The organism is Candidatus Planktophila sp. (assembly GCF_040402275.1).
Taxonomy (GTDB): domain Bacteria; phylum Actinomycetota; class Actinomycetes; order Nanopelagicales; family Nanopelagicaceae; genus Planktophila.
In genome coordinates this window covers 1-26,459 of the sequence record NZ_JBBAMW010000014.1, presented here as the reverse complement: position 1 = coordinate 26,459, position 26,459 = coordinate 1, and the positions used below count along the sequence as shown (strand labels likewise).

The 26,459-nt window shown below is 46.2% G+C and carries 27 protein-coding genes, 3 tRNA genes and 1 pseudogene; 20 read left to right on the top strand and 11 right to left on the bottom strand.

Going from position 1 to position 26,459, the window contains the following annotated elements:
- The 7 genes and pseudogenes from AC9UEY_RS04270 to AC9UEY_RS04240 all read left to right on the top strand — a co-directional run.
- Positions 1-869: pseudogene (locus AC9UEY_RS04270) on the top strand (malate synthase A); the annotation flags it as partial.
- Between the two features lie 112 nt (positions 870-981).
- The gene (locus AC9UEY_RS04265; RefSeq protein WP_509538227.1) at positions 982-1,356 is read left to right on the top strand and encodes a nuclear transport factor 2 family protein; all 375 of its coding nucleotides are present in this window, start codon (positions 982-984) and stop codon (positions 1,354-1,356) included.
- 4 nt (positions 1,357-1,360) lie between these two features.
- Positions 1,361-2,290, top strand: coding sequence for a 2-keto-4-pentenoate hydratase (locus AC9UEY_RS04260; RefSeq protein ID WP_509538224.1), 930 nt, complete (start codon positions 1,361-1,363; stop codon positions 2,288-2,290).
- 37 nt (positions 2,291-2,327) lie between these two features.
- Positions 2,328-2,765 (top strand): hypothetical protein, encoded by a 438-nt coding sequence (locus AC9UEY_RS04255; RefSeq protein ID WP_509538221.1) that lies wholly within the window; start codon positions 2,328-2,330, stop codon positions 2,763-2,765.
- 848 nt (positions 2,766-3,613) lie between these two features.
- Positions 3,614-4,768 carry an ABC transporter substrate-binding protein gene (locus AC9UEY_RS04250; protein ID WP_509538218.1) on the top strand — a complete coding sequence of 385 codons (1,155 nt, stop codon included), beginning with the start codon at positions 3,614-3,616 and terminating at the stop codon, positions 4,766-4,768.
- 77 nt (positions 4,769-4,845) lie between these two features.
- Positions 4,846-6,546, top strand: coding sequence for an ABC transporter permease (locus tag AC9UEY_RS04245; protein WP_509538215.1), 1,701 nt, complete (start codon positions 4,846-4,848; stop codon positions 6,544-6,546).
- Positions 6,547-6,555: 9 nt separating this feature from the next.
- Positions 6,556-7,659, top strand: coding sequence for an ABC transporter ATP-binding protein (locus AC9UEY_RS04240; protein ID WP_509538212.1), 1,104 nt, complete (start codon positions 6,556-6,558; stop codon positions 7,657-7,659).
- A 250-nt stretch (positions 7,660-7,909) separates the two neighbouring features.
- Here AC9UEY_RS04240 and AC9UEY_RS04235 read toward each other — a convergent pair.
- Positions 7,910-7,982 (bottom strand) — tRNA-Lys (locus tag AC9UEY_RS04235).
- 95 nt (positions 7,983-8,077) lie between these two features.
- Between AC9UEY_RS04235 and AC9UEY_RS04230 the strand changes: the two genes are divergently transcribed.
- Positions 8,078-8,734 (top strand): HNH endonuclease family protein, encoded by a 657-nt coding sequence (locus AC9UEY_RS04230; protein ID WP_509538209.1) that lies wholly within the window; start codon positions 8,078-8,080, stop codon positions 8,732-8,734.
- Here the strand turns inward: AC9UEY_RS04230 and AC9UEY_RS04225 are convergent.
- The 5 genes from AC9UEY_RS04225 to orn all read right to left on the bottom strand — a co-directional run bounded on the left by AC9UEY_RS04225 (position 8,731) and on the right by orn (position 11,614).
- On the bottom strand, positions 8,731-9,069 hold the full coding sequence (locus AC9UEY_RS04225) for a P-II family nitrogen regulator (RefSeq protein WP_509538206.1): 339 nt from the start codon (positions 9,067-9,069) through the stop codon (positions 8,731-8,733). The two genes, AC9UEY_RS04230 and AC9UEY_RS04225, sit on opposite strands and share 4 nt — an antisense overlap.
- A 20-nt stretch (positions 9,070-9,089) precedes the next feature.
- Positions 9,090-10,352: an ammonium transporter gene (locus tag AC9UEY_RS04220; protein WP_509538203.1), complete on the bottom strand. Its 1,263-nt coding sequence runs from the start codon at positions 10,350-10,352 to the stop codon at positions 9,090-9,092.
- 41 nt (positions 10,353-10,393) lie between these two features.
- Positions 10,394-10,879, bottom strand: coding sequence for an inorganic diphosphatase (locus AC9UEY_RS04215; RefSeq protein ID WP_509538200.1), 486 nt, complete (start codon positions 10,877-10,879; stop codon positions 10,394-10,396).
- 52 nt (positions 10,880-10,931) lie between these two features.
- A tRNA-His gene (locus AC9UEY_RS04210) sits at positions 10,932-11,007 on the bottom strand.
- A gap of 25 nt (positions 11,008-11,032) precedes the next feature.
- Entirely contained in the window at positions 11,033-11,614 is a 582-nt protein-coding gene (gene orn, locus AC9UEY_RS04205; RefSeq protein ID WP_509538197.1) for an oligoribonuclease, read from the bottom strand.
- Positions 11,615-11,773: 159 nt separating this feature from the next.
- On the opposite strand from orn, the gene AC9UEY_RS04200 reads away from it, so the two are divergent.
- Genes AC9UEY_RS04200 through pstB form a run of 4 tightly spaced genes read left to right on the top strand, consistent with a single transcriptional unit; the run spans position 11,774 to position 15,640 of the window.
- Entirely contained in the window at positions 11,774-12,889 is a 1,116-nt protein-coding gene (locus tag AC9UEY_RS04200; protein ID WP_509538194.1) for a PstS family phosphate ABC transporter substrate-binding protein, read from the top strand.
- 43 nt (positions 12,890-12,932) lie between these two features.
- Positions 12,933-13,874 (top strand): phosphate ABC transporter permease subunit PstC, encoded by a 942-nt coding sequence (gene pstC / locus AC9UEY_RS04195; protein ID WP_509538191.1) that lies wholly within the window; start codon positions 12,933-12,935, stop codon positions 13,872-13,874.
- 1 nt (position 13,875) lies between these two features.
- Entirely contained in the window at positions 13,876-14,763 is an 888-nt protein-coding gene (gene pstA / locus AC9UEY_RS04190) for a phosphate ABC transporter permease PstA (protein WP_509538188.1), read from the top strand.
- Between the two features lie 58 nt (positions 14,764-14,821).
- A complete protein-coding gene (gene pstB / locus AC9UEY_RS04185; RefSeq protein WP_509538186.1) occupies positions 14,822-15,640 on the top strand; it encodes a phosphate ABC transporter ATP-binding protein PstB in 819 nt (272 codons plus the stop codon).
- A gap of 90 nt (positions 15,641-15,730) precedes the next feature.
- On the opposite strand, the gene AC9UEY_RS04180 is transcribed toward pstB, so the two are convergent.
- Positions 15,731-15,804 (bottom strand) — tRNA-Arg (locus AC9UEY_RS04180).
- A 56-nt stretch (positions 15,805-15,860) separates the two neighbouring features.
- On the opposite strand from AC9UEY_RS04180, the gene ettA reads away from it, so the two are divergent.
- The 4 genes from ettA to AC9UEY_RS04160 are packed head-to-tail and all read left to right on the top strand — an operon-like array spanning position 15,861 to position 19,523.
- A complete protein-coding gene (gene ettA / locus AC9UEY_RS04175; RefSeq protein ID WP_509538183.1) occupies positions 15,861-17,528 on the top strand; it encodes an energy-dependent translational throttle protein EttA in 1,668 nt (555 codons plus the stop codon).
- Positions 17,528-17,899, top strand: coding sequence for an acyl-CoA thioesterase (locus tag AC9UEY_RS04170; protein WP_509538180.1), 372 nt, complete (start codon positions 17,528-17,530; stop codon positions 17,897-17,899). The genes ettA and AC9UEY_RS04170 overlap by 1 nt, the downstream gene beginning before the upstream one ends.
- Positions 17,900-17,901: 2 nt before the next feature.
- Entirely contained in the window at positions 17,902-19,152 is a 1,251-nt protein-coding gene (locus AC9UEY_RS04165; RefSeq protein WP_509538177.1) for an MFS transporter, read from the top strand.
- Complete coding sequence (locus AC9UEY_RS04160; protein WP_509538174.1) at positions 19,149-19,523, top strand: globin; 375 nt, start codon at positions 19,149-19,151, stop codon at positions 19,521-19,523. The genes AC9UEY_RS04165 and AC9UEY_RS04160 overlap by 4 nt, the downstream gene beginning before the upstream one ends.
- Here the strand turns inward: AC9UEY_RS04160 and AC9UEY_RS04155 are convergent.
- Positions 19,511-20,059, bottom strand: a complete 549-nt coding sequence (locus tag AC9UEY_RS04155; protein ID WP_509538171.1) for a mechanosensitive ion channel family protein — start codon at positions 20,057-20,059, stop codon at positions 19,511-19,513. The two genes, AC9UEY_RS04160 and AC9UEY_RS04155, sit on opposite strands and share 13 nt — an antisense overlap.
- A gap of 120 nt (positions 20,060-20,179) precedes the next feature.
- Between AC9UEY_RS04155 and AC9UEY_RS04150 the strand changes: the two genes are divergently transcribed.
- Both AC9UEY_RS04150 and AC9UEY_RS04145 read left to right on the top strand, forming a co-directional pair.
- A complete protein-coding gene (locus tag AC9UEY_RS04150; RefSeq protein ID WP_509538230.1) occupies positions 20,180-20,695 on the top strand; it encodes an HNH endonuclease in 516 nt (171 codons plus the stop codon).
- A gap of 19 nt (positions 20,696-20,714) precedes the next feature.
- The gene (locus AC9UEY_RS04145) at positions 20,715-20,885 is read left to right on the top strand and encodes a hypothetical protein (protein ID WP_509538168.1); all 171 of its coding nucleotides are present in this window, start codon (positions 20,715-20,717) and stop codon (positions 20,883-20,885) included.
- Positions 20,886-20,899: 14 nt separating this feature from the next.
- Here AC9UEY_RS04145 and pepN read toward each other — a convergent pair whose 3' ends face one another.
- The gene (pepN, locus tag AC9UEY_RS04140) at positions 20,900-23,437 is read right to left on the bottom strand and encodes an aminopeptidase N (RefSeq protein WP_509538165.1); all 2,538 of its coding nucleotides are present in this window, start codon (positions 23,435-23,437) and stop codon (positions 20,900-20,902) included.
- 55 nt (positions 23,438-23,492) lie between these two features.
- Here pepN and trmB point away from each other — a divergent pair, with 55 nt between their 5' ends.
- Positions 23,493-24,152, top strand: coding sequence for a tRNA (guanosine(46)-N7)-methyltransferase TrmB (trmB, locus tag AC9UEY_RS04135; protein ID WP_509538163.1), 660 nt, complete (start codon positions 23,493-23,495; stop codon positions 24,150-24,152).
- Here the strand turns inward: trmB and AC9UEY_RS04130 are convergent.
- Together AC9UEY_RS04130 and AC9UEY_RS04125 are read right to left on the bottom strand one after the other, a co-directional pair.
- Complete coding sequence (locus tag AC9UEY_RS04130) at positions 24,149-24,604, bottom strand: ribose-5-phosphate isomerase (protein ID WP_509538160.1); 456 nt, start codon at positions 24,602-24,604, stop codon at positions 24,149-24,151. The two genes, trmB and AC9UEY_RS04130, sit on opposite strands and share 4 nt — an antisense overlap.
- Before the next feature lie 88 nt (positions 24,605-24,692).
- The gene (locus tag AC9UEY_RS04125) at positions 24,693-25,163 is read right to left on the bottom strand and encodes a hypothetical protein (protein ID WP_509538157.1); all 471 of its coding nucleotides are present in this window, start codon (positions 25,161-25,163) and stop codon (positions 24,693-24,695) included.
- A 233-nt stretch (positions 25,164-25,396) separates the two neighbouring features.
- Here AC9UEY_RS04125 and AC9UEY_RS04120 point away from each other — a divergent pair, with 233 nt between their 5' ends.
- On the top strand, positions 25,397-26,449 hold the full coding sequence (locus AC9UEY_RS04120) for a hypothetical protein (protein ID WP_509538155.1): 1,053 nt from the start codon (positions 25,397-25,399) through the stop codon (positions 26,447-26,449).
- The last annotated feature ends 10 nt before the right edge of the window (positions 26,450-26,459 follow it).

Sequence of the window (26,459 nt, the reverse complement as noted above, 5' to 3'; positions counted from 1 at the left end):
CTATTCCTGCCGCCTTTGAAATGGATGAGATTTTGTGGGAGCTTCGCGATCACTGCGCCGGCCTTAATGCTGGTCGCTGGGACTACATCTTCTCAATCATCAAAAACTTTGCCGGCTCTGGTAGACAGTTCATTACTCCAGATCGCGCTCAGATAACAATGACGGTGCCATTTATGCGCGCATATACCGAACTATTGGTATCAACCTGTCATAAGCGAAAAGCCCATGCCATTGGTGGCATGAGTGCATTTATTCCCAATCGTCGAGATCAAGAGGTAACAGATCGAGCGCTAGCGGCGGTCAAGAGCGATAAAGCTCGCGAAGCGGCTGATGGCTTTGATGGAACCTGGGTTGCTCACCCAGATTTGATTCCAATTGCGCAAGCAGAATTTGATGCGGTACTGGGCACGAAACCAAATCAAGTCGATCGCCTTCGTGATGATGTTCATGTAACACCAGACCAGCTTCTTGATATTCAATCAATCGGGGGAGATGTAACAGAGGCGGGACTGCGCACAAATGTCGCAGTCGGACTTCGTTACATCGAATCCTGGCTTCGCGGGACGGGGGCGGCTGCCATCGATAATCTGATGGAGGATGTTGCAACAGCTGAAATCAGCCGATCACAGATTTGGCAATGGATTCGCTACGAAGTTGTGACTCGAGAAGGCAGTCACATCACACATAGCCTGGTTGAGCAGATCATCTTTGATATTCTTCAAGGTATTGAGCGAAACAGCAATGATCGTTTTGATGATGCAGTCACCATCTTCCGACAGATCTGTTTAGATGAAGATCATTTCCCTACCTTCTTAACCCTTTCTGCTTACTCGCAGTTCTTAGTTAGCTCTGCATCGAGCAAGCCATGACGAGTTAGAGAGTTTTAGTAAAAGACACCCTCGCAGCAACTTTGGCGGGGGTGTGTATTTACATTCCCTGCCATCTCTGGTTCAATTTTGGGTAACTAGGAGAGGATCCACAATGAGCAAAGATCTACAAGAGGTAACAAGACTGCTTAATCTTTATATTGAGGGTGCTGGAAAAGGCAATGCCGATAAGTTAAATGAAGCTTTTCATCCCAGTGCACGTTGGTTTGGCACAATGGGTGGCACGGATTATGACGTTGATAAAGCGGGATTCGTCGCATTGATGGTGGAGTCACCAGGAGATGCCGGCCAGATGAAGGCAGAGATTACAGATATTCAAATTGATGGCACCGTTGCAATGGCAACAATTAAAGAAGAAGGTTTCTGGGGAACTCTCTCATTTACTGATTATTTCACGCTTTCAGTTCTTGAAGGTCGTTGGCAGATCACTAATAAGACTTTCGCTCACACTGGTGGAGAGCACGCATAAGAGTGTGAGCACCTACGAGGTAGAACGCCTGCAGTTAATTAGAGCAAATAGAGATAAACCACGCCTAGATTATTTGAGTGATAGAGGTCGACTCATTCATGGACCAACACCTCCTGGTGGATCAAAGCCATCTCCTCGCGAAAGTGATTTAACACCTGCAGAGATTGACGAGCTCATTGAATTGATCGCTACTGGCAGAAAAACTCGAACACCGGTTGTAATGCCAGAGCGGTTGCGAGCTAGGTCGTGGAAATCTATGGAAGAAGTTATTGTGAAATTGGAGTATGCCCTTGGTTGGGAGGGTGCGGGTTGGAAAGTTGGCGCTGCAAGTATGGATGTGAGAAAAGCAGAAAACATTCCGAGCCCGTCTCCTGGTCGACTTTTCACTAGATCTGTTATGCAAAGCCCTGCAGAGGTTCCATCGGAGTTTTTTGTTAATTATCGTTTATGCGAATGTGAGTTCGCCTTTCAACTTGGTCAAGATTTTCCAGTGCGCGACAAGGCCTATAGCGAGGCAGATCTGCGTGCGGGTATCGAATTCTTAGCCCCAGTAATTGAGATCGGTGATTCAGTTTTTGAGGACTGGTACAGCCTGAGTGGATACTTTGGTGGAATGTATGACAACGCAGGTGGGGCAGCATTTGTAGTGGGTAAGAAGGTAAAGGATTGGAAAGAGATAGATCTACCTAAGGCAAATATTGATCTCTATGTGAATGGCTCCTACATCAAATCAGGTCAAGGCATTCAAGCTATGGGACATCCTGTTACCAGTCTGACCTGGATGATTAATTGGCTTCGCGAGCGAGGCAGAGATGTTTTTGCTGGTGAGTATGTGAGCACCGGAACCTGCACTGGACATTGCTTTGTGCAACCTGGTGACTTGGTGAGCGTGGACTTTGGTGAGTTGGGATTAGTTGAGGCAAAGTTTGTCTAAGGCGTCAACAAAACTTTAAAGTTAACTTGGAATTAACATGGAGATTCTTGAAAGTTGGGTTGTGATTGCATACATTTCTGTCAGCCAAATTGGTTCTTCCCAGACAGGAAATACAATGGATCAACGTGAAATTAATGAGAAGCGTTACGAGATTGCTGCTTCACAAACCTCATCAGTCATGCTCGTGGGGCTTTTTTCAAACCTTGCAATTTTTGCAATAACAGCATTCGCAGATCTTTCTTCTGGAGTTCAAACTGACTGGAAAGTCATTGTGAGCATTGTCGAAGCATTTTTCTTGGTTTTTGCACTGGGAGTATTTGGCGATATAGCGGCATATGTTAAAGACATTCCCGCCAATGAAGATTCAACCTGGAATAGAAATGCACGTAAAGCACCACCTGAGATCTTCATGGCAATCACCGCAGTAGGAGTTATTGCTTTGTGGATCTTCCAACTTAGGGCAATAGGGGCTTAATAATTTAGATAAAAGGGGCTGGGGCTAATCACCTCAGCCCTTTTTAATTGGAAAGCCTGTGAATCCAATCTCGGGCTTACTGTCGTAAGTGGGTGGTGAGGGACTCGAACCCCCGACCCGGTGATTAAGAGTGTGTCGAATTACGGTTCTACGCGTGCCCCTATGTGTCCAGAGTTTAATGGTTGAGCGTGATTTGTCCCTAGTTATCCCTCCTAATGCCTAGAGGTGTTAGGAGGGTGTTAGGGGATTGTTAGGGGATGGGAAGCCTAATTCAATTCTTGAATATTTCCTTAATTCGCACCTTAGAGTCTTTGAAATCAATCACCGGAGTTACTTCATGGAAAATTCTCCCTGAAATCAAGAATGACGATTTGATATCCCCAGAATCGTTCCACTCCTTGATTAGGCGATTGTAATTTTGGCAGCTTCCTGTCCTTGAATAGAAGTTTTCCCAAGATTCCAGATGGAGATTGTAGGCATTCTTAACACTCTCAAATTCGCCACCAAAAGGTACCTGAACAGATCTCTTAAAAAAGAAACTCTCTAACTGTAAGTCATTTCTGCCTTCGATTATTCTTGGTGAAACTTGATCCCGTACCAACCTATCCCATTCATTAACACCATAGCATTGGCATATCTAATCTAATGCATTGATTGCCGGCAGATTTTTAAGATTTAGTCTGTTTTATGGAACGGTTATCTCTAGGGAATGCAGGATTGCCGCTGTGTTCACTCACAATTCATGTCAAGACTCCAGAAATTCATGCTAAATTAGGGTGGAAAAAAATTAAACGCTCGTTTTTACGATAGCCTTAAGAACTCTGATGTCGAATCTAATAAGGGGAAAAATGTTGCGTCTTAAACTTATAGGTACATTCATTTTGACGATTCTTGGTATCTCTCTCGCACTTGTCGCCAGCCCTGCTCAGGCTGTTGGGAATTATTCAGGAAAACCATGTGCGATTGAAGGAAGGGTCTACGTTGTCACTGGTGTCACATACACCTGCGGAAGAGTCAATGATGTCCTAGTTTACGCTGAGGGCCGCAAACTCACTGGGACTCTGAATGTCCTGTGCACGCCCCAAGAGGCCTGGTGTATCGCGATGACGCAAGCATTCCAAGCAAAGACAGGAATCCCGACGAAATTCATTCGCCTTTCCTCCGGTGAGTCCTTAACGCGGCTACTCGCCTCGAAAAATAATCCAGAGTTTGATGTTTGGACGGGTGGCCCAAACGACAGCCACATCTCAGGCCGAATACAAGGTGTCTTGGACCCATACAAGTCTCCAACCCGCAAGATGTTAACCAAGCAATTCCAAGATTCCGACGGGTTTTGGACTGGCATCTACATGGGAGCACTCGGATTCTGTTCAAATACGAACGAGCTAAGCCGTTTGGGTCTGAAGGCGCCTAAGAGTTGGGATGATCTGCTCAATCCAAAGTTGAAGGGTAATGTCATGATGGCACACCCTGGAACTTCTGGAACGGCGTACACGACATTGTGGTCACAGGTACTACGCCTCGGTAGCGAAGATGCGGCGATTGAATACATGAAGTTGCTGAACAAAAATATTCTCTCGTACACCCGAAGTGGATCCGGCCCAACTGGCCCACTGGGTCGCGGTGAGATTGCGACTGGAATTGTCTTCTCCCATGACTGCACAGCCGCAATTTTACGTGGAAATCCGCTAGTAGTCTCTTTTCCAAAAGAGGGAACTGGTTTTGAAATCGGTGGAATCGCTCTTGTGAAGGGCGCAAAAAATCCTGATGCAGCTAAGGCGTATATCGACTTCTCGTTATCTGCAGATGCACAGGATTTAGGCCCAGCAAAGGCGGAGTCTTTCCAAATTCTCACCAATCCCCGGGCAAAGTCTGACCCACGAATGGTTAATTTGCGAAAGATATCCCTCTTGAATTACGAGGCAGAAGCAGCCGGAATTGCTGCCGTCAAGTTAAAGGCCCGCTTTGATAAGGAAGTGGCGTTAACTGCTTCAGCAAAATAGTTGATATCTAGTCACAAACTGAAGAGGAGCTCTGCACTACTCGGAGTTCCTCTTCAGTTTTTTAGAGGAGCGTAGGTATGAGATCTAACCTCGGCAGAGCAAAATATGACTTCTTCACAAAAATCGCCTTGGGGCTTGTCATATTTATTATTGGCTTTCTGATCATTCTTCCCCTTATCAACATCCTAGTTTATGCCGGTGGCCCTTCGGGCAGTGCAATTTTAAGAGGATCAATCAGTGATTTTGTTACTCGAAATATAATTTGGAACACAATAAAATTGGGAGTGACAGTAGCAACACTTGGAACTTTGTTTGGTTTTATTTTGGCTTACACTCAGGTTCGAGTCGAATTTCGTGGCAAAAAAATACTTCATATCATAAATCTCATTCCTATCATCTCTCCTCCATTTGCTTTTGCCACAGCTATTATTGTGCTTTTTGGCCGTAGTGGAATGATTACCCGAGGAATCTTTGACTGGCGTCCAACCCTCTATGGTTTTTCTGGACTTGTGATTGTATTGACTCTCTCTTTCTTCCCAATTGCTTATATGAATTTCTTGGGCATGCTCCGCAGTCTTGATCCCGCTTTAGATGAGGCTGGTTTGAGTCTTGGAGCAAACAAATGGCGGGTGTTTAGAACAGTTACTGTTCCAATGCTGATTCCAGGATTTGCTGGAGCTTTCTTACTTCTCTTCATTGAATCGATTGCAGATTTAGCTAATCCCCTAATAATTGGTGGACGCTACACGGTCCTAGCCTCGCGTGCCTACATGGCGATCAATGGTGACTATGACATTTCTTTGGCTGCTGGCTATGCCTCACTTCTTCTTTTGCCGGCTCTCTTTGTATTTCTCATCCAGCGATACTGGGCGCAAAAAAAGAGTGTCATTTCAGTAACTGGAAAGCCTAGCGGACGGCCAATTCTGGTCACTTCAATTGGCATGCGATCTCTCTTGCTCTCTTTTACTGGACTAGTGACCATTCTTATTGTGTTGATTTATGCAACCGTGCTTGTTGGTGCATTTGTGCAGATCATCGGTGTCAATAACGAAATTACACTGAATCACTTTCGCTATCTTCTTGGAGGCTTTGCAAATGGAGCTATTAAGACAACTACTTTCCTTGCACTGATTGCTACTCCTTTAGCGGGAATATTTGGAATGTTGACTGCTTGGTTGGTTATCAGAAAGGTCAAACGTGGCTCAGAGGCCCTTGATTTTCTCGGCATGCTTGGAATCGCCGTACCAGGGACTGTGATCGGAATTGGATATGCCATCACCTATAACGATCCACTAAAAATTGGTGGGGTTACCATCTTCCCCCAGGTGGCAGGAGGGGCGGCCCTACTCGGAGGTTCAATTGCAATCGTTATGGTCTACATAATCAGGTCTAGCCCAGCTGGACAGCGTTCGGGTATCTCCATGCTGCAGCAAATCGATCCCTCTATTGAAGAGGCCTCAGCCTCTCTTGGAGCATCTGGGGCAAAAACTTTTCGCCTTGTAACACTGCCTCTCATTAGTGGAGCATTTCTTGCTGGCCTCTTATATGCCTTTGCGCACTCGATGACCACGCTCTCTCCCATTATCTTCTTAGTGACACCAGATACCTCAATTCTTACTCAAAAAATTCTCGCCGAGGCTGATCAGGGGAGATATGGAAACGTATTTGCACTCTGCTGTATTTTGATAATTTTGATCCTAGTAATTGGAGGATTGATTAATTACTTTGTAAAAAGAAACCAAGTATCCATTGATCGACCCATGACAAGATCACGCTAAGGAGAAGAGATGAAAAGTAGTGAGGGAAAGCTTTCTCTTGTTTCGATAACAAAAGAGTTTGGTGATACGCAGGAGAAAGTGATTGCAGTTAACAAACTTTCACTCGATATTGAGCCAGGTGAATTTGTCACGTTGCTCGGTCCTTCTGGTTGTGGAAAGACAACCGCCCTGAGAATAATCGCTGGCTTTGAAACTCCAACAAGTGGAAAAGTACTTCTGGATGGGGTTGATTTGAGTTCACTGACTCCAGATAAGCGTCCTATGGGTATGGTCTTTCAGTCGTATGCTCTCTTTCCGCACATGACAGTCTTTGATAATGTCGCTTACGGTCTGCGGGTAAAGAAAATGTCTGGAGCATCCATCAAAGAGGCTGTCTCTGAAGTTTTAAACTCAATGAGCCTTTCCCACTTGGCAAACCGTGCGCCTAACCAGCTTTCAGGTGGGCAGCAGCAACGCGTTGCCTTGGCCCGCGCTATGGTTGTTCGTCCAAAACTCCTCCTTTTCGATGAGCCGCTTTCAAATTTAGATGCAAAGTTAAGAGCGCAGATGCGCACTGAAATCCGTTCTATCCAGCGCAAATTAGGAATTACAAGCATCTTCGTGACCCACGACCAAGATGAGGCGATGAGTCTGTCTGATCGTATTGTGGTAATGCGTAACGCAGTCGTAGAACAAGTAGGAACTCCAGAAGAGATCTATCGCAGACCTGCCTCAGTGTTCGTCGCTGACTTCATCGGCCGCTCAAATTTCTTGAAAGTTGAAAGTGCTGTGGCTGTTGGAGATAAAAAGGCTCAAATTGTGGTTGGTGGCAAAAATATGCAGGTTGCCTCATACTCTGAAAATTTGCTATCTGAAAAATCAGTCTTACTTGTTAGACCTGAATCTATTCAAGTGAGTATGTCAAGCAATAGTGGCAGTCAGATCAACATCAGTGAGGGTGTCGTTGAGAATCTTGTTTTTTATGGTAACCATGTGGAGTACACACTGGAGAGTAATGAAGGTAAAATTATTGCTGTCGTTTCAGATCCAGTTTACGAGGAGATCGTTCCAGTAGGAAAGATTGCTAATTACTCCTTTGATCCAACACGTACATGGCTTTTACCACTTAATTAAATGCGCTCATGGGAAAAAGTCTAATCCCCATTGTTCTTTTACCACCTCAAAGGCTGGCGGAATTGAGGAGTGCAATTGAACTGAGGATGCACACGTATCAGATCAACAAGCAGAAACAGCATCAAGCACGTTTGCCAATGCAGTTAACGGTGGACGTTTGTAGGGTGTTAGGCAAGTGTTAGGCAAAAGCAAAAAAGAAAGTAAAGAAGCGTTTAGGAACTTATTAGGCCTCGGGCCAGCACTTTTAGTGTGGGTGGTGAGGGACTCGAACCCCCGACCCGGTGATTAAGAGTCACCTGCTCTACCAACTGAGCTAACCACCCGAAGCATCCAGGCGCCGGAAACGCTTGAATGCAGGGGGAAACCTATCAGGAAGATACGCCTTGTCGCACATCTGCGACACCCGCATACTGGGCGTGTGAGTCATATTGAAATAAGGATTGCCCTAGTTCTGAGCCTTTTAGTCGTTGGGATTACACCTGCAAAAGCTGAATCAATTGCCTCTGGTTTATCAATCATTCAATCCCAAATAACAAAGGGCCGAGCAGCAAAAACCGGTTACACCCGTGATCAATTTGGCACCGCATGGGCAGATGTTGATCGCAATGGATGCGATACGCGCAACGATATTTTAAAACGGGATTTAACTAACCAGGTATATAAAGAGAAGACCAAGCAATGTGTTGTATTAAGTGGCATCTTGGTTGATCCATTTTCGGGGGAGACGATCAACTTTGTTCAAGGCGCTAAGACCAGCTCAGAGGTGCAGATAGATCACGTGGTTGCTTTGTCTAATTCATGGCAGACAGGCGCCTTTAAGTTAACTGCCGAGCAACGCAAAGCATTGGCAAATGATCCACTTAATTTGTTAGCGGTAAAAGGAAAGTTGAATTCACAAAAAGGTGATGGGGATGCGGCCACGTGGTTGCCACCACTAAAGAGTTATCGCTGCGATTATGTTTCCAGGCAGATTGCAGTGAAAATTAAATACAAGTTGTGGTTTACCGCCCCTGAAAAAGAGGCGATGGTTCGAATCTTAAAGAGCTGTCCAGAAAAAGAGCTGCCTACCTCTTAAAGCGCATCAGATCCGCGCTCGCCGGTGCGAATGCGGACAACGGTTTCAACAGGTGTTACCCACAATTTTCCATCACCAATAGATCCGCTGTTGGCTGTTGCAACGATTAAATCAACGATGTGATCACAATCGGCATCATCTGCAAGTACTTCGATGCGAACCTTTGGAATGAAATCAACTGTGTATTCAGCACCGCGATAGATTTCAGTGTGGCCCTTCTGGCGACCAAATCCGCGGGTTTCAGACACTGTCATTCCATGGACGCCATCTGCTTGCAGAGCACGCTTGATGTCATCAACCTTTGAAGGCTTAACGATTGCTGTTATGAGCTTCATAGTTATCTCTTTTCTCGTGCCTAGTACCGGTTTGAATTTCCAGTGATGTCATATGCAGACTCTGCGTGATAGGTCGTATCAAGACCTGTTAGTTCATCATCTCTAAGAACGCGGAATCCGATAGTGCGTGAGATCGCTGTTGCAATCAACCAGGTAACGGTAAATGAGAAAGCCGCTACAGCCAATATCGCAATTACTTGATGAGTCAATAACTCAAAGGAGCCATTGATGAACAAGCCCTCTTGACCTGTGTCATTAACTGTTTTGCTTGCAAGCAATCCAATTCCTAGCATTCCGATGATTCCGCTAATACCGTGGACGCCAACAACATCTAATGAATCGTCATAGCCGAATTTGTATTTACGTGAGACCGCATAACAAGCAGCAACACCTGCGATTAATCCAAGGAGTAGTGCACCTAATGGATTGATGTAACCACACGCAGGAGTAATCACTACAGCTCCTGCAATGGCACCTGATGCCACACCAAGTGTTGTTGCTTTTCCATCACGATACTTTTCGAACAAAATCCATGACATAGAGGCAGCAGCGGATGCAATCTGGGTGTTGATCATGGCTGTTGCAGCAAGTGATCCTGCAGAGAGGGCGCTTCCTGCGTTAAATCCAAACCAGCCAAACCAGAGCATTCCTGCGCCAAGTAGAACTAGCGGCATGTTGTGGGGACGCATGGGATCCCGACGGAAACCATCGCGCTTTCCAAGGACAAGTGCGAGCGCTAATGCAGCAGCACCTGAGTTAATTTCAACAACGGTTCCGCCTGCAAAATCAAGTGCGCCTAGTTTGTCGATGATCCAGCCGCCATTGCCGCCTTGGCTAGCAAATGCCCAGTGCGCGACGGGGATATAAACAAGAGTTACCCAGACCGCTACGAAAAGCACCCATGATCCATACTTTGCACGGTCTGCGATAGCACCAGATAAAAGCGACACGGTGATGATGGCAAAAGTTAATTGGAACATTGCAAATGCAATTGTTGGAATTTGATGACCTTCAGCGCCAACTACTTGATCCAAAGTTCCAGACAAGCCAAGATGGCTAAAGTCGCCAATTAATCCGCCTTGTGATGATCCGAAAGTCAGTGAGTAGCCATAGAGAACCCAAATAATTGTTGTGACACCGATTGCGGCAAATGACATCATCATCATGTTCAGTGCGCTCTTTGCGCGCACCATTCCGCCGTAAAAGATCGCCAACCCTGGTGTCATGAATAAAACAAGTGCTGCACTTGCAAGTACCCAGGCTGTATCGCCGCTATTAATCACGTTCTCTCCTTAAGCAATCTGGTCCTAAGGGAGAAAAAGTATCAGTGAGAACCCTTAAATCGGTCGTATGAAGCTTTGATTTCTAGCTCTGCTTCGATATGTCCAACCCATTCGCCGCCTTGCACAGATTTTCCTGGCTCTAGGGTTTTATAGACTTCAAAGAAGTGCTTAATTTCAGAGAGTTCATATGCAGGCACATCATTAAGGTCCTGCAGATAAGACTTTCGAACATCACCTGCTGCAACACACAAAAGCTTGTCATCTCCGCCAGCCTCATCCGTCATGTTTAACATTCCAATGACGCGACATGAAACAACGCAGCCCGGAAAGGTTGGCTCATCCAACATGATCAGCGCATCAAGCGGGTCGCCATCTAGTGAAAGTGTGTTCTTAACAAAACCATAGTCATAGGGGTAGCGCGTAGATGTGAAGAGCATGCGATCTAGGCGCACCTCACCGGTGGTGTGGTCGATCTCGTACTTATTACGTGATCCCGCTGGGATTTCAACAACGACGTCGAAAATCATTTCGGTCCGACTCTCTACTTATTGGTGCAAGGGTTATTCACTGCTAAAAACTTGGGGTGAACGACGGGGCTCGAACCCGCGACATCCCGGACCACAACCGGGTGCTCTACCAGCTGAGCTACGTCCACCATGAGTTACTAAGTCTACCCGTTGTTATGCCGTCGTTGGCCCCTCGTTGTGTGCGGAGATGAAGACTGCTTGGCGGTAGTAAGCCAGCTCTGCGATTGAATCTTGAATATCTCCGAGGGCTCGGTGATTGCCAGTCTTTGCCGGGGCGCCAAAGTAAGCCTTGGGAAACCATCTGCGGGTTAATTCTTTAATCGATGACACATCAACGGTTCGATAATGCAAATAGTCATTCAGTAGTGGCATATCGCGAGCGATAAAGGATCTGTCGACACTAACTGAGTTTCCAGCCAAAGGAGATTTGCCGGGTTGGGTCGATGCGCTTTCAAGATAGGCAATGACCTTTGCTTCGGCCTCTAAAACAGAGATGCCATTAGGAATTTCAGTGATTAACCCTGATGTTGTGTGCATCTGGGTGACGAAATCATTCATTCCTGCCAACTGCTCGGCGCTCGCCTTGATTACAACATCCACGCCCTCGCCAATAACATTTAAATCAGAATCGGTCACAAGGACGGCGATTTCGACCAGGACATCTTTTTCCAGGGATAGTCCGGTCATTTCGCAGTCGATCCAGATCAGATTGGGGCTCTTTTCAGATACAGACATGGGGCTGAGCCTATCGCCACAGGCGAAAACTATGCTGAAGTGTTCACCCTCCGTTAACCCAATCTAAGGTGGCCGTTAACCCTCAACCAGTTGAGTACCTCACGGCGGGGTCGTTCTCCGTCGGTTTGGCCAATCGTCAACAACGTTGAAAGGTACAAAATGAGAAAAGGTTTTGGAAAGGCAGTTCGTGCCTTCGCAGTAGTAGTGATGATGACATCAATTTTGTCTGAGCCATCATTTGCTAGCGGTAAGGAATACCCAGTAGGCAATCTTCTTGAGTGCAGTTCACGCAACAAGGTTGAGGATCACGATGGTTTGCAGTACAAGTGCAGCATCAGTGGTGGCGGTTTGAAGTGGAAGAAGACCGGTCTTAAGGCTGGCGCAGGCGCTTCAACTGCAGTCAAGGTTGACCTATCAAAGTTTAAGGCTGTTTCCGGCTCAATCGCTATCGATGGTTCAAGTACTGTCGGTCCTCTTACCGGTGTAGCGGCTGAAGGCTTCCAAGCGGTATCACAGACAAAGATTACAGTTGGTATCTCAGGTACCGGTGGCGGAGCAACTAAGTTCTGCAACGGTGAACTTGATATGGCAAACGCATCAGCTTCATACAGTGCTGCACAGCGCGAACTATGTGCGAAGAACGGAATCAAATTTACTGAACTCCGCATTGCATCAGATGCTCTGACTGTTGTAGTCAACCCAAAAAATACATGGGCGAAGTGCTTAACAGTGGCGCAGTTGAAGAAGATTTGGGAGCCAGGCAGCAAGGTCCAGTATTGGAACCAAGTTGATCCTTCATTCCCACGTGTCAAGATGCCTCTATTTGGTGCTGGAACAGATTCCGGAACCTTTGATTACTTCACTGAAGCTATTAATGGAAAGCCTGCCCGTCGTTCACGTACCGACTACACGCCAACAGAAGATGACAACGTCACTGTAAATGGTGTGAAGCGTTCAACTGGTGCTCTTGGATACTACGGTCTGTCATATTACCTAGAAAACACTGACATCAACAAGGCAGTCCAGGTTGATGGAGGAAAGGGATGTGCAACTCCGGGAATCACTTCAGTCCTAGATGGCACATACACTCCTTTAGCACGTCCGCTGTTTGTCTATGTAAATGATGCAAAGGCAAAGTCAAACAAGGCTATTCTTCCATTCTTGGAGTTCTACTCACTGCAGCTAGATACTTTGGCCGAGAAGGCAAAGTTTCTTAAGCTAACAGCCCCACAAAAGGAAAAGTTGGACAAGGATATTATTTCCCTCAAGGGTTGATCTTTCTCTAGCTGGTATTTTTCAATTCGAAGGGGATGTGGCGATGTTTGAAGTGAAGTCCGAACGAAAGTCGGTAATTCTTTCACCCTCGCCACATCTCCAACGAAGGCTAAAGACCCAACACATAGCACGGGTGCTGATGCAGGTCGCAACGGTTATGTCGATTGTCGTCACCGTGGGTATCGTTGCCTCACTGTTCCCAATCGCTATTAGAACATTTTTCGCTATTGGTTCTCGTATTTTTGGGACTAGCTGGGCGCCCCTCTTTGAGCCGCCTGAATATGGAATTGTCCCTCTCTTTACGGGAACGATTTTTGTCGTTTCTATCGCCATGATTGTTGCAATACCTGTTGGATTGGCGGCAGCGATTTTCCTTAGCGATTATTCATCCTTTAATCTGCGCCGAATTGTTAAGCCGATTCTTGAAGTCTTAGCGGGTATCCCGACGGTTGTCTTGGGCTTATTCGGTCTCTATGTAATAAATCCTTCTTACGTCGAAAAATACTGGCCAATCGGTGAACCTCTTGCCTTCTCGGCCCTGGGTGCTGGGTTTGTAACTGGAATCTTGATCGTTCCGATCATCGCCTCTGTTGCAGATGACGCACTTTCAGCCGTTCCGCGTGCAATGCGAGAGGCTGCATACGCCCTCGGTGCAACACGTCGTGAAGTGGCGGCAAAGGTTGTTTTTAACGCCGGACTCTCAGGGGTAGTTGCAGCGCTTATCTTGGCGTTTGCGCGTGCTTTTGGTGAAACTACCATCGCACTTATGGTTGCAGGTAGTTATCCAAAGCTTTCTGGTAACCCGGGTGATCCCATGATGACCCTGTCTGCTTTTATCGGCTTTGCGGGTATTGGTGATGCCGAGGTTGGTTCCCAGGCGTACAACACAATCTTCCTGATCGGCGCGATCTTGTTCTTGATCACATTGGTATTTAACATTCTTGGCAATAAATTTATCGCGCGCTACCGAGAGGCTTACGAATAAAATGTCGCAGTCGATCTCACTCAAAAGCCGTATTTCGCCTCGCCGGCTCATCGTAGATGCCCTGTTTCGCACCTTCCTTTACCTGGCAATCTTTGTCTCTCTAGGAATGATCTTTTGGATCGTAAGCAGTCTTTGGAATGAAGCTGGCTGGCTCTTATCTTGGGATCTATTAACGAAGTACCCATCCTTTAACATTGACAATGCGGGATTTCAGTCGCCACTTAAGGGTTCCTTGTGGGTCGTCGGCATCGCTACATTGGTGGCTCTACCAACTGGTCTCTTAACGGCCCTTTACCTGGAACAGTTTGCTAGCAAGAGCAACCGGGTAACTCGCTTACTTGAATTAAATATTCAAAACCTTGCTGGTGTCCCTGCAGTTGTCTTTGGTCTGATTGGCTTGGCCTTTGTAGTTCGTGGATTCATCGCTTGGGGCTTTACAGTGGGATCAGCAGCTGCAGTTATTGCGATGTTGATGTTGCCCGTAATTATTATTGTCTCCCGTGAAGCTATTCGTGCAGTACCACCTTCATACAAGGAGGGTGCCCTGGCATTAGGTGCTACGCCGTGGCAGGCCGTCTGGCGTCTGGTCTTGCCGAGCGCTATTCCTGGAACTGCGACTGGTTCAATTTTGGCTGTGTCGCGCGCTATTGGAGAGTCTGCTCCATTGCTTCTTCTTGGAGCACTTTCGTTTGTAACATTTAATCCAACTGGTTTAGACAGTCCCTTTACCATTATGCCATTGACTATTTTTAAGTACGCCTCAGACTCGCGTGAAGAGTTTCAAATTCTGGCAAGTGCCGGAAGTCTTATCTTGATGGCAGTTCTCTTTACACTGAATTTAATTGCGATAATCCTGCGCGATATCGCCACCAGAAAGCGTAATGTTTAATGCACTTTGTAATCCATCTTTTATCCAGTTCAGAGTCAACAACTAAGAGAGTGAGCAAATGATGAATGTAGCTACCGATGGTCCAAAGATTATCGACCCTGTATTTACATTAAAAGATGTCTCCGTGTCATACGGTAAGTATGTTGCGGTATCAGATGTGAACCTCCGAATCCCAAGCAATGACATTACAGCCTTCATTGGACCATCTGGGTGTGGAAAATCAACCCTGATCCGTACCCTCAATAGAACCAATGATCTAATACCTGGTGCTTCCGTAGCCGGTTCGATCATGTATCACGATGCAGATCTCTATGATTCAAAGGCCAGTGCAGTTGAGATTCGTCGCAGAATTGGAATGGTTTTCCAAAAGCCAAATCCATTTCCAAAATCAATTTATGAGAATGTAGCGTTTGGACCAAAGGTAAACGGGCGCCCGAAAAAGTCTGAATTAGATGCAATCGTCGAGAATTCACTCAAAGGCGCAGCCCTTTGGGATGAAGTCAAAGATCGTTTAGGAGATTCAGCACTTGGTTTGTCAGGTGGTCAGCAACAGCGTTTATGTATTGCACGTTCTTTGGCTGTTGAGCCTGAAGTTATTTTGATGGATGAGCCATGTTCTGCTCTAGATCCAATTGCAACACTTCGAATCGAAGAATTGATGTTGGAGCTAAAGAGGAATTACACAATCGTAATTGTGACCCACAATATGCAGCAGGCAGCTCGTGTTAGTACGTACACCGCTTACTTTGTAACCGAGGTAAATCCGTTGGGCGATCTGCGCACCGGAAAACTTGTTGAATACGATGAGACGAAGAAGATCTTTAGTACGCCTTCTGATCCCCGAACAGAGGCATATGTCACCGGAAAGATGGGCTAACAACTTCTATCTTTCAAAAAGAACCCAGGGCAACGAGGGTAGCCCTGGGTTCTTTTATGCCTTAAAACAATGATATAAGAAAACAGTCTGCGCGCCTGGCAGGAATCGAACCTGCGACAACCCGCTTAGAAGGCGGGTGCTCTATCCGACTGAGCTACAGGCGCTTGTAGGAGGGTCGTAATGCATAGTCTACCCGCCACTACCACTAAGGTTTCATTCCATGGCTGAGTTCATTTATACGATGAAGAAGGCGCGTAAAGCGCATGGTGACAAGGTCATCCTTGATGACGTCACGATTATGTTTTATCCAGGCGCCAAGATTGGTGTGGTCGGTCCTAACGGTGCCGGTAAGTCAACTGTTTTGCAGATCATGGCCGGATTACAGCAACCATCAAATGGTGAGGCCTACTTAACCCCTGGCTACACCGTGGGAATCTTGCTGCAAGAGCCACAGCTCAATGAATCTAAAAATGTTATTGATAACGTTAAAGAGGGTGTTGCAGAAACTGTTGCAATGCTGGCGCGCTTTGATGAGATCAGCGCCGAGATGGCAAACCCAGATGCCGACTATGACACCTTGTTGGCTGAGATGGGAAACCTTCAAGAGCAACTTGATCACCGCAATGCCTGGGAGCTTGATTCACAATTAGAACAAGCAATGGATGCACTTCGTTGCCCACCACCGGACGCAGATGTTTCTGTGCTTTCTGGTGGAGAAAAGCGCCGCGTTGCACTCTGCAAGCTTCTTTTGCAAGCACCAGATTTACTACTACTTGATGAGCCAACAAACCACCTTGATGCTGAATCTGTTCTATGGCTTGAACAACACCTCAATAAGTATGCAGGCGCAGTTGTTGCGATCACGCACGATAGATACTTCTTGGACAACGTTGCCCAGTGGATTCTTGAACTAGACCGTGGCCGTGCCTATCCCTATGAAGGTAATTACTCGACCTACCTTGAAACAAAGGCAGCTCGTTTAAAGGTTGAAGGCCAAAAGGATGCAAAGCGCGCAAAGCGATTGGCAGAAGAGCTTGATTGGGTTCGCCAAAATGCAAAGGGTCGCCAAGCAAAATCAAAGGCACGTCTTGCTCGCTATGAAGAGATGGCCGCAGAGGCTGACAAGATGCGTAAGCTCGACTTTGAAGAGATTCAAATTCCACCTGGCCCACGTCTTGGAAATGTTGTTATTGAAGTTAATAACTTAACAAAGGGTTACGGAGATCGCGTATTAATTGAAGATCTTTCATTTACGCTGCCACGTAACGGAATTGTTGGAATCATTGGTCCTAACGGTGCTGGTAAGACAACGCTGTTTAAGACATTGATGGGTATGGAAGATCCTGATTCAGGTGCAGTAAAGATGGGTGAGACTGTAAAGATTTCTTACGTTGATCAGAGCCGCGGAGGTATTGATCCAAAGAAGTCGCTGTGGGAAGTTGTTTCAGATGGGCAGGACTTTATTAAGGTCGGCCAAGTTGAAATGCCATCACGTGCCTATGTTTCCTGCTTTGGTTTCAAGGGCCCAGATCAGCAAAAAGCTGCCGGTATTTTGTCAGGTGGAGAACGTAACCGTTTGAACTTAGCGCTGACGCTTAAGCAAGGTGGAAACCTATTACTCCTCGATGAGCCAACAAATGATTTAGATGTGGAAACCTTGGGATCACTAGAAAATGCGCTGCTGGAGTTTCCAGGGTGCGCCGTAGTGATCTCTCACGATCGATGGTTTCTTGACCGTGTAGCAACTCACATCTTGGCCTATGAGGGGGATGCGAAGTGGTTCTGGTTTGAAGGAAACTTTGAAAGCTATGAAGAGAACAAACGTGAGCGATTAGGCGCTGAAGCATCTCGCCCACATCGCATGACATATAGAAAGTTGACCCGCTAATGAGATTTACGAATAAGCAGTATGTGCGCTGGGGCGATCTAGATGCATTTGGTCATGTTAATAACTCAACATATTTAATTTTTGCTCAAGAGGCCCGCTATGCGTGGTCAAAGATGATTGAAATGGTTGTGGCTAGAGCAGAGGTTGATTTCATTGCCCCTATCTACACAGGTGACATTTATATTGATGTTGAAATCTGGGTTAATAAAATTGGTACATCATCATTTGGCGTTACCTATGAGATGAAGTACGAGAATGAACTATTGGCGGTTGTTAAAACTGTTCAAGTTACTGTTTCCATGGATACTAAAAAGTCTCGGCCCCTCAATGATGCCGAGCGCGAGTTCCTTAACAAGTATTTAGAGAGTTAATAATGGCATTGCCCAACACGCAGCTTCAAAACAAGGTTGTTAAGACGTTAGCAACGGCCCAAGTTTTGAGCGGTGTGGGTGTTGCCGGAACTGTTGCTGCGGGATCGCTTTTAGTTTCCTCCATTACAGATTCAGAAACTTTGGCGGGGCTGGCACAAACGAGCGCGGTACTTGGGGCAGCTGCATTGGCTTTGCCACTTGCACGCTTGACCGCCAAAGGTGGTCGGCGTTTGGCATTGTCTGTCGGCTATATCGCTGGCGTAATTGGCTCGATATTTGCAATTACCGGCGGGGCACAAAGAAATATTTTCTTAATGTTGATCGGAACATTTCTAGTTGGAGCAGCTTCAGCTGCTGGATATCAAGCCCGCTTTGCAGCAATTGATCTAGCGACTAATGAAACTAGAGCAAAACAACTCTCTTTTGTTGTGTGGGGTTCAACTATTGGCGCCGTGACTGGCCCAAACCTCATGGAGCCTGCGGGTAATTTGGCAGAAGGATTTGGCCTACCCAGACTTGTTGGCCCCTACATGATTTCAGCGGTAACTCTTCTTTGTGCATCTGTAGTAATTCTAATTTTCCTACGCCCTGATCCTTACCTAGTCGCAAACAAGGAAAACCTTGAGAGGAGTAAAAAGGGCTCCACAAAGCTAGCTCTTTTGCACATTGGCAATAATCCACAAGCTCTTTTTGCGATTCTTGCAATTGCCGTTGGACATATTGCAATGGTTTCAGTCATGGTGATGACTCCAGTACACATGGCACATGTTGATGTGTCTCTCACTATCATCGGCTTAGTTATTAGTGTTCATGTGCTTGGCATGTATGCGTTTTCACCGCTGGTTGGATCTCTCAGTGATCGCTTTGGAAGAGTGCGTATTATCCAAATCGGAATTCTGACGCTTTTGCTGTCAACAATTATTTCCGGCAAGGCCCAAGCCGATGATGCCTATACCTTGGGTGTTGGTTTGTTTTTACTGGGATTGGGCTGGTCCTGCACGTTAATTGCTGGGTCGACACTTCTATCAGAGAGTGTCTCGGCGGAATTTAAAGCATCATCTCAAGGTGCAAGTGACTTAGTCATGAATCTTGCAGGAGCTGGCGGAGGCGCAATAGCCGGTGTAATCATCGGAACGCTCAGTTACGGCTGGCTCTGCTTAGCGGCAGCCCTTCCTGTCCTTGCATTAGGTGTCATGTCTCTCAAATTCAAATCGATACCACAAGCAAGCAATGAGATTAACCTTCATATATGAGTAACTTCTACGAACAAGTAGGCGGTGAAAAGTTCTTCGCAGATTTGGTCTCACAGTTCTACGCTGTCGTTGCAACAGATCCCATCTTGCGCCCGATGTATCCAGAAAATGATTTACAAGGTGCAGCACAGCGCTTGCAATGGTTTCTAGAGCAGTACTGGGGCGGACCTGATACCTACCAAGAAAACCGCGGGCATCCACGTCTTCGCATGCGCCATGCGCAATTTTCTATTGATACAAAGGCTCGTGATGCGTGGCTTAATGCAATGCGACAAGCTGTAGATGGAGTTGAGTTGGATGCAGCGCTAAAAGAGCAACTATGGGGCTATCTTGAAATGGCTGCACACTCGATGGTGAATCAACCAGATTGAGATTGATTTCCAACTTTTAAGATTTCACCATTACGCAAATACCACAGGGTTCCTTGGCCATCTCGAACTGTTGTTACGCGTAGTCCTACTTTTTCTACTACACCTTCAATTTCTAGGACATCAACTGAGTCACCGACACCGTATTGATCTTCAATTAACATAAAGATTCCTGACAAAATATCGCGCACCAGTGTTTGTGCGCCAAGTCCGACTGCAACTCCAACTATTCCGGCAGATGCGATCAGTGGCCCTAGATCAAATCCGAACTCTCCTAGTGCCATTGCAAGTGCAATAATCCAGGTGGCACTCTTTAACGTTGCACTCAAAACTCCGCCGATAGTGCTGGCACGCTCTTTTTGACGAGCAACAATGTTGCGTGGTCCAGGGACTAAATCAGCTGATGCCAATCTGTTCATGGCTCGGGTAATTGCGCGAGATCCAAATGTTTGAATAAAGGCGGCGCCTAGAAGGATGATCAGGATGCGCAGGGGAGTCCCAGCCATCCAATCAAGGAAGTCACGCAGGGAGTCGCTCATAATGACGAGACCTTATCCAAATCTTTACCTAAAAGCCCCATTCAAATACCCACGCGGTCGGGTGTTTTGGTGCAAGATATGTCAATCAGTGCCAGCCAGGCGCTAGATCGGGAGCGATATATGTCGCGCACACTTGTCTTAAATGCCACCTACGAGCCGTTGGGTGTCATAACAGAGCGTCGCGCGCTGATCCTTGTCTTAAATCACCGAGCTGTAATGGTTGAAGATTCTGGCGAGATTTTACGATTTGCTGGCGGTCAGGTTTCATTGCCTGCGGTTGTGCGCCTCACAAAATTTGTTCGAATTCCTTATCGTCACTCTGTGCCACTTTCTCGTCGAGCAATCTTTGCTCGAGATGGTGGTCGTTGTGTTTACTGCACTGCACCTGCAACATCAATTGACCATGTGATTCCACGTAGTCGTGGCGGTGGACATAACTGGGAAAATGTTGTCTCTGCGTGTCACAAGTGCAACCACTTAAAGGCTGACAAACACCTCAAAGAACTTGGATGGCGTTTGCGCACCTTGCCACGTGAGCCGGTGGGGGCTGCATGGAGAATTTTGGGCACAGGTCGCACAGATCACAGATGGTTGCCGTACTTGCAGCCATTTGGAGTGGCAGCGGCAACTGCATAAGTAATTTACACTTACACCCATGACTATATTTGAAGGTCCAGTAACGTCAGCTCCAGGTTTATCTGTCTTTGAAACCGTTGTTACATTCCTTGTAATTCCAACAACTTTGTTTGTTGTGATCTCAGTACTTACTTATGCCGGCACTGCTACAAAGCAGAAGAAGTCATCAGTAATTACTGAAATCGAGTAGTTACTTATCCAGAATTACTTATCTACTCCCTGCACCTTAAGTGCACGGATTAATCCATCCTGTGACTCTTTAACAAGCTTTCGCAAGACGGTAGGAGAATCTTTTCCTGCACCATCTAGCCATGCATTTGTTAGATCCACAGTTGATTGCTTCACAACCCATGATGGATAGAAACCAGTTACAAACTTTGCTGCCGGCTCATATGAGCGTGATTCCCAAACACTAATCAAGTTGTCGAAATACAGTGGCACAAATGGCTCAAGTAGCTTTCCTTGGATAGGGCGTTGGAAACCAGCAACAAGTGCAGAACGTATTGATGTTGCAACATCGGCATCTAATCCCTTGTTAAATGCATATGCCTTTGCATCACTTGTTGGCATGGCAGCTAAGCATGTCTCAAATGCCAAGTTGCCAGTTGTTGTGTTGTCCTTAGCAAGTTCGGCTTCTAGTTCTGCCTTTGTTGTGGCACCGCGCTCTGACAGCGCAATGAGGAAGTACCATCGAAGATCTGCATCAACCTTTAACCCAGGAGCACTGCCATTTAGAAGTGCGCGAATATTGGCTGTTTGTGCTTCGGTGTGTGCATTGATTGCGAAAGCACGAGAGATCAGTAGCTGAAGGTCACTTCCTGCAACTGACTTATTGGTGAGTGCCCACAATCCATCGGCTAACTTTTCACGGTAAGAATTACGGTTTGCATCTGTTGTGTATGCCTCAACAGATGTACCTAATTGTGCAAGGACGATATTTACAATTGCATCATCACTCTCACCTGCAAGGCCGTTAAGGGCAATTTCAATGAAATCTGCTGATGAGATTTCAGCATCACGATGCAAATCCCAGATAGCAGCCCAACATAGAGCGCGAGCCAGGGCATCATCAAACTTTCCTAGATGTGTTTTCAATGTAGCAATAGAGCGATTATCAAAGCGAAGCTTGGCATATGAGAGATCGCGATCATTGATCAGCAATAGATCTGCCACCTTTTGGCCCGCAAGATCTGCCACCACAGTTGATGCTCCAACAACATCTAGCTCTACAGACTTTCGAAGCTTCAATGAATTTCCGCTGATGTCATAGAGACCAACAGCTAAGCGATGTGGGCGAAGTTCTTTAGATCCAGCAGGAACAAGTGGAGCTTCCTGCGAAATAGTCACTGACTTGTATGTGTCACCATCGATATCTAAAACTGGACGCAAGGTGTTAACACCTGCTGTTTGTAGCCAGGTATTGACCCAGGCATCTAGTTTTCGTCCACTCGTTGCTTCTAGTTCGACTAACAAGTCATTAAGCGTTGTGTTACCCCAGGCATGCTTTGCAAAGTACTTTTGCAGACCAGCAATAAATTGTGGGCGTCCAACGTGGGCAACTAATTGGTGTAATACAGAGGCACCCTTTGCATAGGTAATTCCATCAAAGTTTGCATTTACCGCTTCCATATCAACCATATCGGCGATGATGGGGTGAGTAGAAGAAAGCTGATCTTGGCGATAAGCCCAGTTTTTACGGGCAGAGTTAAATTCTGACCAAGCGCCCTTAAAACGAGTCGCCTCTGATAACGCTAAATATGAAGACCATTCAGCAAATGATTCGTTAAGCCAGAGATCATCCCACCAGTACATGGTGACCATGTCGCCAAACCACATGTGTGCCATCTCGTGCAGGATTGTGTTTGCACGGCTTAGGTATGCCTTTTCTGGCATGTGGCTACGAAATACCAACACATCTTCGCGGAAAGTAACAGCTCCTGCGTTTTCCATAGCGCCAAAGTTAAAGTCAACAACTGCAATTTGATCATACTTCTCAAATGGATATGCCAAACCAAATGTCTTTTCAAAGTACTCAAAGCCTTGCTTAGTTACCAAGAAAATATCCTCTGGATCCAAGTACTGCATCATGGACTTGCGGCAGTAAATTCCAAGTGGGATCTCTTTTTGACCCTTATAAACATCGTGCACATGTGAGTACGGCCCAGCAATTAAGCAATCCAAATATGTAGTGATGCGAGGAGTCGTTGAGAACTTCCATTCTGCTAGATCTCCCTTTGCCACCTTTGATTCAACTGGGTTGTTTGAAACCGCTTCCCAGTGACCAGGTGTTGTGACAGTTAAAGAAAAAGTCGCTTTCAGAGATGGTTGATCAAAGCAAGGGAACATGTTGCGGATGTGGGCGGTTTCTCCTTGTGAATACAAGTAGATCTCACCATCTGATGGATCAACTGAGCGCTGCAAACCTTCACCGGACTTTGAGTACTCAGCTTCTATTTCAATCACTAAAAGGTTGTCGGCTGCAAGGTTGGTAATGAAGATTGTTTCGCCATCAAAGTTACTTGTATCAACGGGGGTACCATTAAGAGTTGCGCTAATAACTGAGCGACCAACAGCGTCAATAAATGTTGAATAACCAGGCTTATTGCATGTAAAGGAAACTTGCGACTTTGAGTAAAAAGTCTCTTCGCCCTTTGTGACATCAAGGGTTACTACATAGCTATTTACATAGAGATGCTCCGCACGATCTTTTGCTTCAGCACGGCTCAAATTTAGACCTGGCACTTGTTACTCCCTTGGTGTTTTGTAGGTTCCAATCCAACCATGACAGAGTTACCCCATGGAACGCCCAACGGTACGCAGTTACAGAATCCGCCGATCGCGTATTACCGATGCGCAGCGGGAGGCCAGGGGGGCATTGCAGGCCGGTCATGGAATTGAATTCAAACAAGAGCTAATTGACCTTACGGCGATCTTTCCGAGAAGTGAAAAAGTAATTATGGAGATCGGCTTTGGAATGGGAGAGGCCACGGCCTTGATCGCCAAGAACCATCCCAACAATGGATATATTGCAGTTGATGTTCACCCACCAGGAGTTGGTAAATTATTAGCACGCATAGTTGAAAACGATTTAACCAACATAAAAGTTATTGAAGATGATGCCCATGTCGTATTGCAGCACATGATTGTTGATGAATCATTAGATGGTATTCATCTGTATTTTCCGGATCCTTGGCCAAAGTCAAAGCACAACAAGCGTCGCATTGTTAATGAAGGTTTCTTGCAGCTAATCCACCCAAAGATCAAAAAAGGTGGCTTCATACATATTGCAACTGATTGGGTTCCTTATGCGATAAGCATCCAGGAAGTCTTTGCAGTCTCACCATTATTTGCTGGGGGAGTAATCGACAAACCTGAATGGCGTCCTGTTACACGTTTTGAAGAACAAGGTATTGATAAAGATCATGCCGTCAATGACATGTTGTATACAAAGGTCTAAAGCTTTCCTTCATTTTCATACTTGGCAATCTTGTTAATTCTGCGCACATGACGCTCATCATGTGAAAACGGAGTTTCAATAAAGGCATCAATAATCGCTTTGCAATCCTCAATTGAATGCATGCGTCCACCAATACCAACAACGTTGGCGTTGTTGTGGTCTTTGCCAAGTTTTGCTGTTTCCACGCTCCACGCCAATACAGCGCGCACGCCTTTTACTTTATTTGCTGCTATCTGTTCACCATTGCCTGATCCACCTAGAACAATTCCAAGTGAAGTTGGATCAGCAACAGTTGCAATTGCAGCTGGAATACAAAAATCTGGGTAATCATCAACAGCGTCATACTCATGTGGTCCATGGTCTTTTACATCGTGACCTTTGCTCTGTAGATATTCAACGAGTGCGGCCTTTAGTTCCAACCCAGCATGGTCACTACCGATATGAATACGCATGAGTGCATCTTGCCATGAGCAATGAAAAACCCGCCAAGTGATTGCTCACGTGGCGGGTTTTCCTAACCCCTTAGGAGGAAAGAGTTACTTATGGACGTGGTGCTTTAGGAGGCTTAGGACCCTTAGGTGGCTTTGGACCCTTATGACCCATTCCCTTACCGCCAACAGCATTGACTCGCTCTGTTACATGAGCAGTTAAGTCTGCCTTCTTAGCAGTTGCTTCCGCCGCAGTCATAGTTCCAGCTGCAACACGTGCATCAATATTCTTTGTCTTGAAAGCAACTAGAGCTGCGATCAAAGCATCTTTCTTCGTTCCTGCAATTGTTGCAAGTGATTCACCAGCTGCACGACGTGTCTTGATTGTTGCTGCATCCACACCAATAGTTGCTACAACTAGTGCTTCTTTGGCTGCGTGATTTGCATCGTGAGCAGCTTTATTTGCAGCATGTGCGGCTGACTTTGCAGCACCCTTATCATCTGCTGAAGCAACTCCAATAGAACCAAGTGATAGCGCTGCAACAGTTAGTGCAACAGCTGCCATTCTCTTCTTTGATGACATATTCATATCCTCTCGTTAAACGTTCTTGTCATTGACCCCTCGTCAACCACTACCTGTAACTAACAGGTTCATGCTGAGGAAGATAGCAAACCAACCTGAAAACACCCTTAGAGAAATAGGGCGGACACGTAGGGGATCCCTGCCATCCACGCTTAATCGCCCACGGGAATCCCTTATTCGCCCAACTTTTTCACAGGTTCAGACTGGATTTCCCCAAAAGAAAAGGTGTCCCCATGAAAGGCAGCAAATCCCTCATAGTAGTAATTATCGCAACAACTCTTGCGATAACTCCGTCAGCTATTGCTGCACCGAAAACAACAGTAAAGGCAGCTGGCCGCGTAGTCACAACTGTTGTTAACACAATTCTAAGTGGTACTGCAATACCAACGAAAGCCGTTGGTATTGATGGTGATTTCTATATAGACACAAAAAACTTGAATCTCTATGGACCAAAAATTAAAGGTGTTTGGAAGATTGCAACTACTTTGAAACAAGCAGAATTAAAATCTGTAACAACAGTTGTTGGTGAGCAGGGTGTTATAGGTGTGACTGGTGCAACTGGTCCACAAGGAGATAAGGGTGATAAAGGTGCAACCGGTAATACCGGTGCAAATGGTTCTGCTGGACTAACCGGTGCTTCTGGTGCAACAGGTGCCAAAGGAAACGATGGTGCAACAGGTGCAAGTGGATTTAGCGGAGCTACCGGTGCAACAGGATTAATTGGTGCAACTGGGCCTGCCGGTGCAACTGGTTTGAAAGGTGACACAGGTTTAACAGGTTTAACTGGTGCAAAAGGTGACACTGGAACAGCTGGTGTGGCAGGCTCTACAGGTATTGCGGGCGCGAAAGGTGATACTGGAACTGCGGGTGCGGAAGGGATTTCAAATGCAAAATTCAACAGTTTGCCGAATATTGCACTAAACACAACGAGCGCTGGCGCTAATGGGTCTTCAAACTTCTTCACAGTTGCAGAATTAGGAAACTACACGTTTCAAGTATTGATTTCTGGAGTTGTTTCGAAAACTGATGACCTAAATTTTACTGCTGAAATAATTTCTGGCGGTACTGCGATTGACAATCAGTTTGTGGTTTCTTCAGCAGCAGTAATTAGTACTAGCGGAACACCAGGGCGCAGATACAGCCTTGTTGCCACTGGAGTCGTTTCGAATGTTGCTCCCGGAACTATTTTCGGAGTTCGAATTTCATTAGATACAGCGGCAGCAACTGGATTCACCATCTACTTCAGTGGCCGAGCCCTCATTAACAAGGTCGGATCTATCGGATAAACAAACTGGA